Annotated in this window: 15 protein-coding genes; 6 read left to right on the top strand and 9 right to left on the bottom strand. The window is 26.7% G+C overall.

The window, feature by feature from the left end:
• Window position 1 precedes the first annotated feature (1 nt).
• The gene (locus tag ACTTA0_RS04700) at window positions 2–1753 is read right to left on the bottom strand and encodes an ATP-binding protein (protein WP_440676281.1); all 1752 of its coding nucleotides are present in this window, start codon (window positions 1751–1753) and stop codon (window positions 2–4) included.
• Between the two features lie 53 nt (window positions 1754–1806).
• Between ACTTA0_RS04700 and ispF the strand changes: the two genes are divergently transcribed.
• Genes ispF through ACTTA0_RS04685 form a run of 3 tightly spaced genes read left to right on the top strand, consistent with a single transcriptional unit; the run spans window position 1807 to window position 3862 of the window.
• Entirely contained in the window at window positions 1807–2907 is a 1101-nt protein-coding gene (gene ispF, locus ACTTA0_RS04695) for a 2-C-methyl-D-erythritol 2,4-cyclodiphosphate synthase (RefSeq protein WP_440676280.1), read from the top strand.
• Window positions 2904–3395 (top strand): phosphatidylglycerophosphatase A family protein, encoded by a 492-nt coding sequence (locus tag ACTTA0_RS04690; protein ID WP_440676279.1) that lies wholly within the window; start codon window positions 2904–2906, stop codon window positions 3393–3395. The genes ispF and ACTTA0_RS04690 overlap by 4 nt, the downstream gene beginning before the upstream one ends.
• Window positions 3395–3862: a CinA family protein gene (locus tag ACTTA0_RS04685; RefSeq protein ID WP_440676278.1), complete on the top strand. Its 468-nt coding sequence runs from the start codon at window positions 3395–3397 to the stop codon at window positions 3860–3862. The genes ACTTA0_RS04690 and ACTTA0_RS04685 overlap by 1 nt, the downstream gene beginning before the upstream one ends.
• On the opposite strand, the gene ACTTA0_RS04680 is transcribed toward ACTTA0_RS04685, so the two are convergent.
• The 8 genes from ACTTA0_RS04680 to tpiA are packed head-to-tail and all read right to left on the bottom strand — an operon-like array spanning window position 3859 to window position 10286.
• Complete coding sequence (locus ACTTA0_RS04680) at window positions 3859–4296, bottom strand: type II toxin-antitoxin system RatA family toxin (protein WP_440676277.1); 438 nt, start codon at window positions 4294–4296, stop codon at window positions 3859–3861. The two genes, ACTTA0_RS04685 and ACTTA0_RS04680, sit on opposite strands and share 4 nt — an antisense overlap.
• Complete coding sequence (lipA, locus tag ACTTA0_RS04675) at window positions 4296–5216, bottom strand: lipoyl synthase (RefSeq protein WP_440676276.1); 921 nt, start codon at window positions 5214–5216, stop codon at window positions 4296–4298. Before lipA ends, ACTTA0_RS04680 begins: the two co-directional genes overlap by 1 nt.
• Window positions 5206–5508, bottom strand: a complete 303-nt coding sequence (locus ACTTA0_RS04670) for an FtsB family cell division protein (RefSeq protein ID WP_440676275.1) — start codon at window positions 5506–5508, stop codon at window positions 5206–5208. The genes lipA and ACTTA0_RS04670 overlap by 11 nt, the downstream gene beginning before the upstream one ends.
• On the bottom strand, window positions 5508–6764 hold the full coding sequence (gene eno / locus ACTTA0_RS04665) for a phosphopyruvate hydratase (RefSeq protein WP_440676274.1): 1257 nt from the start codon (window positions 6762–6764) through the stop codon (window positions 5508–5510). Before eno ends, ACTTA0_RS04670 begins: the two co-directional genes overlap by 1 nt.
• The gene (gene kdsA, locus ACTTA0_RS04660; RefSeq protein WP_440672296.1) at window positions 6761–7582 is read right to left on the bottom strand and encodes a 3-deoxy-8-phosphooctulonate synthase; all 822 of its coding nucleotides are present in this window, start codon (window positions 7580–7582) and stop codon (window positions 6761–6763) included. The genes eno and kdsA overlap by 4 nt, the downstream gene beginning before the upstream one ends.
• Window positions 7579–9195 carry a CTP synthase gene (locus ACTTA0_RS04655; RefSeq protein ID WP_440676273.1) on the bottom strand — a complete coding sequence of 539 codons (1617 nt, stop codon included), beginning with the start codon at window positions 9193–9195 and terminating at the stop codon, window positions 7579–7581. The genes kdsA and ACTTA0_RS04655 overlap by 4 nt, the downstream gene beginning before the upstream one ends.
• A 44-nt stretch (window positions 9196–9239) precedes the next feature.
• Entirely contained in the window at window positions 9240–9539 is a 300-nt protein-coding gene (secG, locus tag ACTTA0_RS04650; RefSeq protein WP_075506676.1) for a preprotein translocase subunit SecG, read from the bottom strand.
• A gap of 6 nt (window positions 9540–9545) precedes the next feature.
• Window positions 9546–10286, bottom strand: a complete 741-nt coding sequence (gene tpiA, locus ACTTA0_RS04645) for a triose-phosphate isomerase (RefSeq protein ID WP_440676272.1) — start codon at window positions 10284–10286, stop codon at window positions 9546–9548.
• A 55-nt stretch (window positions 10287–10341) separates the two neighbouring features.
• On the opposite strand from tpiA, the gene ACTTA0_RS04640 reads away from it, so the two are divergent.
• From ACTTA0_RS04640 to ACTTA0_RS04630, 3 genes are read left to right on the top strand one after another with little or no spacing between them, the layout of a single operon-like run.
• A complete protein-coding gene (locus tag ACTTA0_RS04640; protein ID WP_440676271.1) occupies window positions 10342–11763 on the top strand; it encodes a SurA N-terminal domain-containing protein in 1422 nt (473 codons plus the stop codon).
• Complete coding sequence (gene trpE / locus ACTTA0_RS04635) at window positions 11763–13220, top strand: anthranilate synthase component I (protein ID WP_440676631.1); 1458 nt, start codon at window positions 11763–11765, stop codon at window positions 13218–13220. Before ACTTA0_RS04640 ends, trpE begins: the two co-directional genes overlap by 1 nt.
• The gene (locus ACTTA0_RS04630) at window positions 13220–13786 is read left to right on the top strand and encodes an anthranilate synthase component II (RefSeq protein ID WP_440634093.1); all 567 of its coding nucleotides are present in this window, start codon (window positions 13220–13222) and stop codon (window positions 13784–13786) included. Before trpE ends, ACTTA0_RS04630 begins: the two co-directional genes overlap by 1 nt.
• The last annotated feature ends 4 nt before the right edge of the window (window positions 13787–13790 follow it).

Here is a 13790-nt window from a genome sequence, read left to right as displayed (position 1 = left end):
TCTATTTAATAAAATCTATTTTAATTTTTGCACCTACATCTAAAGGTATAAATTCAATTTTTCCGTTATGGTCATTTATAATTTTACTAACTATTGAAAGACCCAATCCAGTTCCATTTTTTTTTGTAGTGAAGTATGGATTTAAAATATCTTTAATATTCGCTGAAAATATTCCAAAACCTATACCATTATCTACTAAGTTGATTGTTATGTGGTTATTTTGATCATTAACTTCAATGGTAATTTTTTTCTCAATATTACTGTCATTTTCTGCTCTTTGTTGAATACTTTCGATCGAATTTTTAATTAAATTAAAGAAAACTCTTGCAAGTTGTTCTTTATCACTATTTAAAAAAACCTCTTTTGTATTGGTGTTAACAGAAATACTAATCGAATTATCTAATTCATTTAATAGTTTAATATTTTCCTCAATAATTTGAATTAAATTGTTTTCTTTTAAAATAGGTTTTGGCATCCGAGCGAAATCAGAAAATTCATTAACTAAATTTCCTATTTGTTTAATTTGATTATTTATTATCTTTAGATTTTCATCAAAATTATTTTTATCTTTTTCATTAACTTGATTGGAGTATTTTGATTTCATTCTGTCTATTGTTAACTGAATTGGGGTTAATGGGTTCTTAATTTCATGTGCTAATTTTCTTGCTAAGTTACTCCAAGCTTCGTGTCTTTCGTTTATTATTAATTTTTCTTGTTGATTTCTAAGTCTATCAATCATTAAATTAAAATTTTTGTTTAAAATTTCTAAATCTTTATCAGTTTTTACTTCAGGAACTTTGGTGTCAAATTTACCATCTCCTATTGAGACTGATGCATTAATTAAATTGTTAATTGATCTGAAAAACCTAGAAGAAAATCTTATAGCTATAGATATGGAAACAAACAATAACACACTTACAACTATCACATAAATAATCGCAAAAGATATTTTAATACCAGTACTTTTTTCCTCAACAGTGTAATAAAAATTAATAGCTTCTTCTGACTCAGTTAAATATTTTGAAATATCTTTATCTAAATATTTCACTACGTATACAAACCTATTATCGAAATTTTGCAATCTCATTATAGCTGCTGAAATATTTTTTGGTGCATCAATAATCTTTAAAGGGCGATCATCATCTATCACTAAAGCCAAAGCACCATCAAGAGGAGGTATATATGGCTGATTATCTTTTAAGGATGTAAATAGTAATTTTTTATCTAAATTTATAATATGGATCTCATCAACTCCACGGATTAATTTTTGCGTATCTAAAAATCTTTTATACTCTTTAGGATTATCATTTAAAAAATTCTTACTTTTGGTTGTATCGAAGGCAATAAGAACTATATCTGATTGAATTTTATTTCTAATTTCTTCTACATAGTTTTTTGCTAACTCATATGAATTATTAACTACAGTCGTAACTTTCTTATCAAAATATTTTTCTAAAGCAAAAGAGAATAGAAAAAGTGAAAAAATAGAGATTAAAACTGAAGGTATTAAAGTAAATAGAGCAAATACAGTAATATACTTTTTGTTCGATTTTAAACCATCTTTATCAATATCTGTTTTAATTGCTCTTCTTATTTCAAAAAAAATAAATACAAAGAGTGAAGTTAGAAGCAGTATATTTAATATTAAAAGATATTGTAAATTCTTATCAGTTAGTTTTATAAACCCTTTATCAATAAAAGTTAAAAATGTTAAAAAACCTATCGATAATGTGATAATAAATAATATTATCATATAGATATTTTTTTTAATAAAATCTGTCATTTAGGTATAAAATTTCAAAAATTATGAATAACTATTTTATAATACTTGCATCAGGACAAAGCAAAAGGTTTAATTCAAAAAAACCTAAACAATACAACATTTATGAGGGTAAGCCTTTATTCAAACACTCTCTTGATAAAGCTTTAAAATCAAAACTTTTCAAAAAAATTGTAATTGTAGTTAATAAAAAAAAGGAAATAAAAGAAAAATTTCCTAAAAATGTTTCAATTATTATTGGTGGGAAAGAAAGATCTGACTCTTCATTGATTGCTTTAAAGTTTATTAAGAAATACAAACCCACCAATGTACTAATACATGATGCCGCAAGACCAAATTTTACAATAAATCTGTTAAATAAATTAATAACTTCACTAAAAAAATATAAAGCAGTAATACCTGCAATCAAATCTAAAGACTCAATCAAATATAAAATTAAAAATCAAATATTCAATTTAAGCAGAGATAATTCTATTTTAACACAAACCCCCCAGGCTTTTAAATTTAAAGATTTATATAACTTATCAATAAGGCAAAAAAAGATAGTCACAGACGAAGCAACAATATTTATTGAAAACAATCTTAAAGTAAAATTTATTCAAGGTGAAAATCTAAATACTAAAATTACTTTCAAAGAAGATATTAAAGGAAAAAAAACCTACTTTGGTTTAGGATTTGATATTCATAGATTAATCAAAGGTAAAAAACTTTATTTGGGAGGTATTAAAATACCTTATCACTCAGGATTAAAAGGACACTCTGATGGTGATGTAATTATTCATTCGATAATTGACTCGATATTAGGAGCTATGAGAGAAAAGGATATTGGAACTTTTTTTCCAGATAACGGTAACAAGTTTAAAAATATTAGATCTCCAAAAATGCTGAAACCAATAATAGAATTATTAAATTCAAATAATTACCATATCAATAATTTAGATATAAATTTGATATGTGAAAAACCAAAAATATCAAAATACAGAGATAAAATAATAAATTCGCTTTCAAATCTGTTAGATTTAAATAAAGATTTAATAAATTTAAAAGGTAAAACTACAGAAAAACTTGGATTAATAGGAAAAGAAAAAGCGATTGCCTGTGAAGTAATTTGTTCGATATCAATATGAAAAAAATTAATATTTTAATCTCAACTTTCTTTGGGTACGGATACTTAACAGAAATGCCTGGCACTGTTGCATCGGTTGTCACTACAATCTTTATTTATATAGCTTATGAAATTCTTGATTATACAAGTTTAAAATTCTCAATAGTTTTTTTTATTATTTTGTTTTTTTACTCTTTTTATGCAGTCAAAGATACAGAGAGTGAATTTGAAAATAAAGATCCTAGACAAATTGTAATCGATGAAGTTTTAGGTCAATCCATGCCTTTGATACTTCTGCTATATTTAAATCAAACCAATCAAATCAATATTACTATTGAATTTTATTACATCATATCTTTATTATCATTTAGATTTTTTGATATTTTAAAGCCATTTCCGGTAAGCTATTTCGATAAAAATCATAAAAATTATTTTGGTATAATTATGGATGATATAATGGCTGGTCTTTACTCAATGTTTGTAGTCTATCTAGTTAGTTTCGTATTTTGATGAATTTAAAAAAACTACATAAAAAATTGATAGATAAAAAATTAACAATTTCTGTAGCTGAATCATGTACAGGAGGTTTGTTGGCTAGCAATCTTACTAAACTAGCAAATTCATCCAAATACTTTCAAATGGGTTTAATTACTTACTCTAATGAGGCAAAAACTAAAATCTTAAAAATAGATAGAAATATCATTAAAAAATATGGTGCTGTGAGCAAAGAATGCTGTGAAGAAATGGTAAAAAATTTATCTAAAATTTCTAAAAGCAAAATTAATGTATCAATCACTGGTATAGCTGGACCAGGAGGAGGATCAAAATTAAAACCAGTTGGTCTTGTCTATATTGGGATTAAAACAGGAAAATATTTATTAATTTTAGAAAATAAATTTAAATCTAGGAACAGATCAAGTATTCAAAAAAATACAGTAAGAGAAGTATTAAATAAAATTACAAAAATTATTTCCTAAAGATTTTCAGCTCTTTTTTGAAAAGCATCAGCTATTTTATTTAAACCAAATTGAAATGATTTTTCCATTATTAAATTCAAAAACTTATTTTTAATTTCAAAATCAACATCAAATTGAACTTCTGTTAAATTATCTTTTTCTACAAATTTCCAATTATTTTCTAGATGTTTTAAGGGACCTTCAACATTGGTTACATGAATAGAGTCATTTTTTTTATCATATCTTACATCACTTTTATAAGTATCTATAAAGGGTCTTTTACCAATGGTCAGATCAGCAATTATTTTTTTTACATCTCCTTCGTCATTTGTTTCATAAACTTTTGAGTCTATACAAAATGGAATGAATTCAGGGTACTTTTCAATATCTAAGACAAAATCAATTAATGTTTGTTTATCACGTGCAATGTGACGTGTAACTGATGCTTTAGGCATTAACTATTTTTTATTCTGTTTTGTTGTAACTTAGCAAAATCCTCATCAGCATGATAAGAAGACCTTGTTAAAGGTGATGAGGAAACTAATAAAAATCCCTTAGCTTTTGCTATAGTTCCTAAATCATCAAATTCTTTTGGGGTATAATATCTATCTAATGGAAAATGTTTTGTTGATGGCTGCAAATACTGTCCGATAGTTATAAAATCTACATCAGCTGCTCTTAAATCATCCATAACCTGCAATATTTCATCTCTTGTTTCTCCTAACCCGACCATAATTCCAGATTTAGTAAAAATATTTTTATCAATTTTCTTTGCATTTTTTAAAAGTTCTAAAGATGCAAAATATCTAGATCCTGGTCTTACTTTTAAATAAAGACTAGGTACAGTTTCAATATTATGATTAAAAACATCTGGTTTAGCTTCAATAACTTTTTTATACGCTTCCCCTTTTCTTAAAAAATCTGGTGTTAAAACTTCTATAGTTGTATTTGGATTTGATTTTCTTGTTTGATTAATCACACTAAAAAAATGTTCAGAACCTCCGTCATCTAAATCATCTCTATCAACTGAAGTTATTACAACATGTTTTAAGTTTAATTTTTTTACAGCTTCTGCAATTTTGACTGGTTCTAATAAGTCTAAATTTCCTGGAACGCCAGTTTTAACATCACAGAAAGCACATGCTCTTGTACAAGTATCACCCATTATCATAAAAGTTGCGTGTCTCTTACTCCAGCACTCAGTAATATTTGGACAGTTTGCTTCCTGACAAACAGTTACTAAATTATTATTATTAACTATTGTTTTTGTTAAAAAAAATTCTTTGCTATTTGTAAGCTTTGATCTAATCCAATCTGGTTTTTTTTTAATTGGATTTATCGGCTTATTTTCTTTTTCAGGATGTCTACTTTTCATCTTTTTTAATTAAATAAATCGTTTCACCTTTTTTACCAAATAAAAATCTTTCTCTAATTAATGTTTCTACATAATCTAAATCTAGATTTGTGCTTAATAGAGAATTTTTATGATCTATATCCTCTATCTTCTTAGTTAATAATGTCTCTTCTTTTTTCAAGTCAGACAAAAGTTCTTTTTTTTCAAAATACGAAAAAAGCCCTCTTTCTCCAGAAACTAAATTAAAAATAAAATAAAATATTAAAAAAATTGATATTAATAAAAAATAATTTCTTTTTATTAATCTCAACATTAATTGATTTTATTCATTCTTGCCTTATTTCCAAGTTCTTCTTCAATACGAATTAATTGATTGTATTTAGCAACTCTTTCTGAACGTGCTAAAGATCCTGTTTTAATTTGATTAGAATTTGTTCCAACTGCTAAATCAGCAATGAATGTGTCCTCACTATCTCCAGATCTATGAGAAATTATTGTTTTATAACCGATAGTTTGAGCAAATTTAATTACATCTAGAGTTTCAGAAACAGTGCCTATCTGATTAAGCTTAATTAATATCGAATTAGATGAAATATTTAAAAATCCTTTTTTTAATCTCTCAAGATTTGTAACATAAAGATCATCTCCCACAATCTGAATGTTTTTAACAGATCGCATTAATTTATTCCAAGCTAACCAATCATTTTCTGCAAAAGGATCTTCTATAGATTTAATTTTATATTTCTTAATAATTTTTCGGTATTCTTTTATTGATTTTTCAACGGAAACAAAATTTTTTGAATGGATTGAATATTTGTTTTTTTTTAATAGTTCATTTGCAGCTACATCCAAACAAATTGAAACATCTTTACCATTAACAAATCCAGATTTCTTAATTGCTGAAACAATCAAATCTAAAGCCTGGTTATTGCTACTAATCATAGGTGCAAAACCACCTTCATCACCAACTGAAGTAGAATAACCTTTGTTTTTTATTAAATTACCTAAGTTTTTAATTACAACAAAACAAATCCTCATTGCTTCTGAGAAGCTTTTTGCTCTATCTGGTCGTATCATAAATTCTTGTATTCTTAGACCATTGTTGGCATGAGCTCCACCATTAATAATATTCATTAATGGATAAGGTAATTGAAAATTATTTTTTAAAAAAAATGTTTTATACAAAGGTAGTTTTTTTACTTTTGCAGAAAGTTTTTTTACAGCCATTGATACTGCGAGCATAGCATTTGCACCTAGATTAGTTTTTTGTCTGGTACCGTCTAAATTAATTAATAAGGCATCAATTCTCTCTTGATTATGAACGCTTTGACCTTTTAATTTTTTTGAAATTTTTGAATTTACTAATTCAACAGCTTTTAAAACACTTTTACCTAGATACTTCTTATTATTTTTATCTCGTTTTTCAAAAGCTTCATAAGTTCCAGTTGATGCACCTGATGGACATATGGCAGATGCACTTAAATTATTTGTATAAACCTCAGCTTCTACAGTTGGATTTCCCCGACTATCAAAAACTTGCCGTGCTTTTACTTTTGTTATTTTACTCACTTAATAAGCTTATCAATTTCAGTTAACTGTTTTAGTAAATTTTCTAGTTTATCTAGAGGAACCATGTTAGGTCCATCAGATGGCGCATTATCAGGATCTTGATGAGTTTCTATAAATACACCAGCTACCCCAACAGCAACAGCCGCTCTTGCAAGATACTCAACAAATTCTCTTTGACCTCCGGAAGACTCTCCTTGTCCTCCAGGTTGCTGAACTGAATGCGTTGCATCAAAAATAACTGGATAACCATTCTTAGCCATAATAGGTAAAGATCTCATATCAGAAACCAAAGTGTTGTATCCAAAACTTGCACCTCTTTCAGTAACAAGAATATTTGAGTTTCCTGAGTCTGATATTTTTTTTGTAACATTTACCATGTCCCAAGGAGCTAAAAATTGACCTTTTTTAACATTTATAATTTTGTTTGTTTTTGCAGCAGCAATTAAAAGATCAGTTTGTCTACAAAGAAAAGCTGGAATTTGTAAAACATCAACATGATTAGCAACTACTGAACATTGCTCTGAATTATGAATATCAGTTAAAATTGGAACATTTAATTCTTTTTTAATTTTGTCAAATACAGGTAATGAAGCTTCCAAACCAGCACCTCTCTTACCTTTTAAACTTGTTCGGTTAGCTTTATCAAAAGAAGTTTTATAAATAAAACCTAAACCATATTTGGAAGTTATTTCTTTTATTTTTCCAGCCATGTCCATTGCATGCTGTTCTGTTTCAAGCTGACATGGACCAGCAATAATACAAATTTTTTTATCGTTTGAAATTTCTATGTTCCCACAATTGACTGTAATACTACTCATTTATGATTTTTTGCTGCTTTGATAAATGAAGAGAATAAAGGATGAGGAGATAAAGGTCTAGATTTAAATTCAGGATGAAACTGAACTCCAATAAACCAAGGATGATTTTTAAGTTCAATTATCTCAGGAAGTTTATTATCTGGTGATAAACCAGAAAATATTAGTCCATTTTTCTCAAATTTTTCCTTAAATGAAATATCCACTTCATATCTATGTCTGTGTCTTTCTTTGATTAATCTTGATTTATAGATATCTCTAATTTTAGACTTATCTTTTAAAATTGCATCATAAGAACCAAGTCTCATTGTTCCACCTAAATTTTTATCTGTACCTTTAACTTTTTTTCCACTTTTTTCCCACTCATTCATTAAACCAATTATATGAACACCACCTTTATCAAACTCAGAAGAAGTTGCTTTTTTAATTTTCAATTTATTTCTAGCAAATTCTATTATTGCCATTTGCATACCGTAACAAATACCTAGAAATGGTATTTTATTAATTCTTGAATATTTAATTGCTTCGATTTTTCCCTCAGTTCCTCTTTTTCCAAATCCTCCTGGTATTAGAATACCTGAAACATTTTTAAGTTTGCTTTTAATTTCAGAAACTTTTAATTTTTCTGAATCAATTCTAATTAAATTTACCTTCAGGTTGTTTGTAATTCCTCCATGCGTTAAGGCTTCATCTAATGATTTATATGCATCTTTTAATTCTACATACTTACCTATTATCGCAATATTAACTTGTTTTTTTGTATTAAGTGTAATTTTGGTAATTTTCTTCCAAGGATTTAAGTTATTTGATTTTTTAGATTTTATTTTAAAGTAATCTAAAACTTGAACATCTAACTTTTCTCTAGCAAAACTAATTGGTGCTTCATAAATTGTTTTTACATCAACCGTTTCAATTACATTTTTAATATCAACATTACAAAATAGAGATATTTTTTTTCTATGCTCTAAAGGTATTGGTCTTTCTGATCTACAAATAATTATATCAGGTTGAATACCAATACTTCTCAATTCTTTTACGGAATGTTGTGTTGGTTTAGTTTTTATTTCATCTGATGCTTTTAAATATGGAACTAAAGTTAAATGGATAAATAAAGCATTTTTTTTTCCAATATCATTTGAAAATTGTCTAATAGCCTCAACAAATGGTAAGCTTTCAATATCACCTACAATTCCACCTATTTCGCAAATTACAAAATCTTCTTTTGAAGTATCGTATTTAATAAATTCTTTAATTCTATCGGTTATATGTGGAATAACTTGTACTGTCTTTCCAAGATATTCTCCTTTTCTTTCTTTCCTCAGAACATCGCTATAAATTTTTCCTGTAGTAATATTATCTGTTTTCTTTGCAGTAACTCCTGAAAATCTTTCATAGTGACCTAAATCTAAATCTGTTTCAGCGCCATCATCTGTTACAAAAACCTCTCCATGCTGGAATGGACTCATTGTTCCAGGATCAACGTTTAGATAAGGATCTAATTTTCTAAGTCTAACTTTGTAACCTCGAGATTGTAGAAGATAAGCAAGTGATGCTGATGATAGACCTTTTCCAAGTGATGAAACCACGCCGCCAGTGACAAATATATATCGCGCCATGGAATTATCTTATAGCTAATAAAAAAAGAAATAGAAAGTATTAATTAATTATTTTCAGGAATTGATGGAGTATCTTCAGTTTTTTCTTCAACCGTGTCTAAAACTGATCCTGTAGGCGTTAATTCTGCTCTTGAAATTATTGTCAGCGCTAAGCTACAAATGATAAATAAAGTTGCAACTATCGCAGTTGCTTTGGTAATAAAACTACCAGCTGATCTCGATAGCATGAAATTTTCTTGTGAAACACCAATACCTAGAGCGCCACCCTCTGATTTTTGAAGTAGAACAAGCACAACTAAAATAAATGCAAGTATGATGTTAATTACAAGTAATAATGTTTCCATGGGGGACTAATTAATGGTTTTTTTAATTATATCAATAAATTTCTTTGGATTTTGTGATGCTCCACCTATTAAAAAACCATCTATGTCAGGAATTATTTTTAATTGATCAATATTTTTACTGTTAACAGAGCCTCCATACAAAACTTTTGGAGATTTTTTTCCAAATTTATTTTTTATAAATTTAATTGATTTAGACAGTTCCTCTGATGAAGGAATTAAACCAGTTCCAATTGACCATACTGGTTCGTACGCAATAATTATATCATTAATTTTTTTGACAGATTTTAATCCTTTCTTTAATTGACTATTTAAAACTTGATTAGTCTTTTTATCTCTTTTTTGTTTTAGAGTTTCACCAATACAAAAAATAATTTTTAAACCAGATTTAATTGAATTTTTTATTTTAAGATTAATTAGATTATCATTCTCTCCAGCCATTCTGTTTTCGGAATGACCCAAGATCACATATTTTGCTCCAACACTTTTAAGCATTCTTGCATTAACCTGGCCTGTAAAAGCTCCATAATCTAAATTTTGATGAGAATTTTGTGCACCAACTTCAATATTTGTTTTACTAAGTCTTTTTGAAATTGGACGTATTAGAGTGTTTGGAGGACAATAAATTACTTTGAACTTATTTTTTTTATGACTTTTTGAGAATTTAATAACTTTATCTAATGAATTTATAGTTTTTAAATCTCCAAACATTTTCCAATTAGCTATAAAATACATATATTTATTTGTCATAATTGACTTTTTAATCTATAGATTTGTTTTTTACAGATCAATAAATTTTAACACTATGTTTAACACTATAAAAAATTTAGGTTGGAAAAAATCTGGAGGATTTTTGGTGATGGCTTTTGTTGCTTTCGCTTTTATCTTTGGAGGTTTTGGAGGCGGCTTTAGTACTAACAATCAAAATAATATTGCTAAAATAAATAAAACTAACGTTACCACTCAAGATTTTATGGACTATGTTAATCAAAGTGGAATTTCACAAGAAGCAATAAGAAATAATTTAGACAACAACATTATAGAAGAATTACTATCAGGACTTATTTCAACAACTTTAATTGATCTAGAGATTGAAGATTTTAAACTTTCTATAAACGAAAAGACAATTTTAAAATATTTAAGAGACAATAAAAATTTTAAAGACGAGAATGGTGCTTTTGAAAGAATTAAATACGAAAAATTTTTACTTTCAAATAATATGTCTGCTCCTTTGTTTGAGTTGAAATTAAAAAATCAAGGTTTACAGAAACACTTATTTGATTTTATCGGTGCAGGTACTGTTACCCCTGAATTTCTAACAGAAAGTAAATTTGAAGAAAACAATAAATCATTATCTATTGAATACTTCGATATGGAAAATTTATATAAGATTAAAGATGATTATACATCAGATGAAATCAACAAATTTATTGAAGAAAATAAAGATCAATTAAAAAGAGAATATATTGACTTCAAATATGTGGTTTTAAATCCAAAAAATTTAATTGGAATTGATGAATTTAATCAAGATTTTTTTAATGAAATTGATGCAATAGAAAATAAAATTTCTCAAAATGAAAGTTTTAGTTCGATAATCGAAAACATAAATGTGGATGTGAATAATATTAATGAATTTGCTCCAAATGAAAACACTAGTACGAACGAAAAGTTAATTTACTCTAAGAAATCAAGCAAATTAGATATATTTGAAAGTGGCGATAATTATATTCTTTATAATATAGAGAATGAATATGATCGTTCACCAGATCTAAATGATGAGGTAGTAAAAAGTGAAATTATCGAGCTTATTTATCAAAAAGGTAAATTTGATTACAATAGAAAAATAATTGAAGAAATACAAAATGATGGATTTAATGAAAGTAAATTTATAGAGTTAAGTTCAGGTAAAATCCAAACTGGATCAATTAATTCAATTAGTGATGATGGGCTGTTTGAAGTAAATTCAATTAAAATGCTCTACTCATTACCTCAAAATTCTTTTGCTTTAGTAAGTAATACTAATAATCAAATATTTTTAGTCAAAATAAAAGATATAAATAAAAATACTATAAATAAACAAGGTGAGGAATATAAAGGATTTGTAAATTCACAAAATACAAACAACAGAAAAAGTATTTTACAATCTTACGATACCCTGTTGAATAATAAATATCAGGTTCAATTGAATCAAAAAACTATTGATAGAATTAAAAACTATTTCAAATGATAATTAATCGAAGCTTCAAAGATTTTAAGTTTCGACATAGAAGCAAAAAAAATCAAATTATATACACTTCTAAAAAAGTAAATTCTGATGATGAAGTAATAAATTTAATTGATAATTTTTTAGAGGAAAAAAATAGTTTTATATTTGAGTCTGTTGAAAAAGGAAAAATTAAAGGTAGATACACAATTTTTGGTAAAAATCCTGATAGGATATGGGAGTTCAACAATCAAAAGTCATATTTAATCACTGAAAATAAGAAAATTATTCTTAAAGATAAACCAGAAGAGCTAATAGAAAAGATTATTGAAAATTTTAAATTTGATACACCTAAGAATTTACCTAAGATTTGTTCGCTAATTTCTGGTTATTTTTCATACGACTCTATTAGATACATAGAAAAAATTCCTAACTCATGTAAAAATGATCTTAATTTACCTGATGTAAGATTGATGAGACCAAGAACCTTGGTTATTCATGATAATTTAAAAAAAGAAATATTTTATATAAGTAATGTTTTTAATGATGAAAAAATTAAAAATTATCAAAAAAAGTATGACTCTATAAAAACTGATCTATTTAAACTATTAATTCAATCATCGATCAAAAATATTGATACAAAAAGAGTATTTAAAGAAAAAAAAATTAAAGTTAAATCAAACACATCTAAAAATAAATTTCTTGCAATGGTTAATAAAGCTAAGAAATACATTAAACTTGGTGATATTTTTCAAGTTGTTTTAAGTCAAAGATTTGAAGCAAAATTAACAAAAAAACCTTTGGAAATTTATAAAAAACTTAGAGTAACTAACCCCTCTCCTTTCATGTTTTACTTCAACTTTAATGACTTCCAAATTATTGGGGCAAGTCCAGAAATTTTAGTAAGACTAAGAGATAATAAAATTACAGTTAGACCAATAGCAGGTACTAGACCAAGAGGAAAAAATAAAAAAGAAGATCTTTTTTATGAAAAAGACCTTCTTAAAGACAAAAAAGAACTTTCTGAACATTTAATGCTTTTAGATCTAGGAAGAAATGATGCCGGTAAAGTATCGAAAATAAATACTGTAAAGGTAACTGAGAGTTTCATAATTGAGAGGTACTCTCATGTAATGCATATAGTTTCCAATGTAGTTGGAGAGTATAATAAAAAGTTTTCAAAATTTAAATCACTGTTGGCAGGATTTCCTGCTGGCACTGTATCTGGTGCTCCTAAAATAAGAGCAATGGAAATTATTGATGAATTAGAAACATCAAAAAGAAAAGTTTACGCTGGTGGAATTGGATATTTTTCTGCTAATGGTGAATTTGATACTTGTATTGCATTAAGAACAGCTGTAGCAAAAAATAAAAAATTCTATGTACAAGCTGGAGCAGGTATCGTAGCTGATAGTAAGCCTACAAACGAATATGATGAAACAGTGAACAAGGCGAAAGCTTTGATAAATGCTTTAAGATAATGAAAATATTATTAATAGATAATTATGATAGTTTTACATTTAATCTTTATCATTATATTTCTTCATTAGATGTAAAAGTTGATGTCATAAGAAATGATAAAATTAACTCTAAAGAAATATTAAGAAAAAAATATGATAAAATTGTTATTTCACCTGGACCTGGAAATCCAAATCAATCTGGAAATTGCATAAGCATTTTAAAATCATTACATAAAAAATTGCCCTTTTTAGGTGTTTGTCTTGGACATCAAATTATAGGTCAAGTCTTTGGATCTAAAATTATTCAAGCAAAAAAATTAATGCACGGAAAAACTAGCAAAATTAAGTCACAAAAAATTGGAATTTTAAAAAATCTACCTCGTACCTTTGAAGCTACAAGATATCATAGCTTAATTATTGATAAAAAAACCCTTTCGAAAGATTTAGAGATTACAGCTGAAACTGATGATGGGGTAATTATGGCTATCCAACATAAGCAATTTAATATTCATGGTGTACAATTCCATCCAGAAAGTATTAAAACTAAAATAGGAATAAAAATTTTAAAAAGTTTTATAAATTATTAATTTT

The sequence above is a fragment of the Candidatus Pelagibacter sp. HIMB1593 genome, assembly GCF_052047755.1.
GTDB lineage: Bacteria > Pseudomonadota > Alphaproteobacteria > Pelagibacterales > Pelagibacteraceae > Pelagibacter.
Note: the sequence above shows the minus strand (reverse complement) of the source record. Positions and strands in the feature narration are given on the sequence as shown.

What these genes read in the sequence shown, in the direction of transcription:
- ACTTA0_RS04680 (WP_440676277.1), bottom strand. Translation starts at nt 4,296, where the DNA reads ATGCCTAAAGCATCAGTTACACGTCACATTGCACGTGATAAACAAACA.
- ispF (WP_440676280.1), top strand. Translation starts at nt 1,807, where the DNA reads ATGAATAACTATTTTATAATACTTGCATCAGGACAAAGCAAAAGGTTT.
- ACTTA0_RS04655 (WP_440676273.1), bottom strand. Translation starts at nt 9,195, where the DNA reads ATGGCGCGATATATATTTGTCACTGGCGGCGTGGTTTCATCACTTGGA.
- ACTTA0_RS04685 (WP_440676278.1), top strand. Translation starts at nt 3,395, where the DNA reads ATGAATTTAAAAAAACTACATAAAAAATTGATAGATAAAAAATTAACA.
- ACTTA0_RS04670 (WP_440676275.1), bottom strand. Translation starts at nt 5,508, where the DNA reads ATGTTGAGATTAATAAAAAGAAATTATTTTTTATTAATATCAATTTTT.
- lipA (WP_440676276.1), bottom strand. Translation starts at nt 5,216, where the DNA reads ATGAAAAGTAGACATCCTGAAAAAGAAAATAAGCCGATAAATCCAATT.
- tpiA (WP_440676272.1), bottom strand. Translation starts at nt 10,286, where the DNA reads ATGACAAATAAATATATGTATTTTATAGCTAATTGGAAAATGTTTGGA.
- kdsA (WP_440672296.1), bottom strand. Translation starts at nt 7,582, where the DNA reads ATGAGTAGTATTACAGTCAATTGTGGGAACATAGAAATTTCAAACGAT.
- secG (WP_075506676.1), bottom strand. Translation starts at nt 9,539, where the DNA reads ATGGAAACATTATTACTTGTAATTAACATCATACTTGCATTTATTTTA.
- ACTTA0_RS04640 (WP_440676271.1), top strand. Translation starts at nt 10,342, where the DNA reads ATGTTTAACACTATAAAAAATTTAGGTTGGAAAAAATCTGGAGGATTT.
- ACTTA0_RS04690 (WP_440676279.1), top strand. Translation starts at nt 2,904, where the DNA reads ATGAAAAAAATTAATATTTTAATCTCAACTTTCTTTGGGTACGGATAC.
- ACTTA0_RS04630 (WP_440634093.1), top strand. Translation starts at nt 13,220, where the DNA reads ATGAAAATATTATTAATAGATAATTATGATAGTTTTACATTTAATCTT.
- ACTTA0_RS04700 (WP_440676281.1), bottom strand. Translation starts at nt 1,753, where the DNA reads ATGATAATATTATTTATTATCACATTATCGATAGGTTTTTTAACATTT.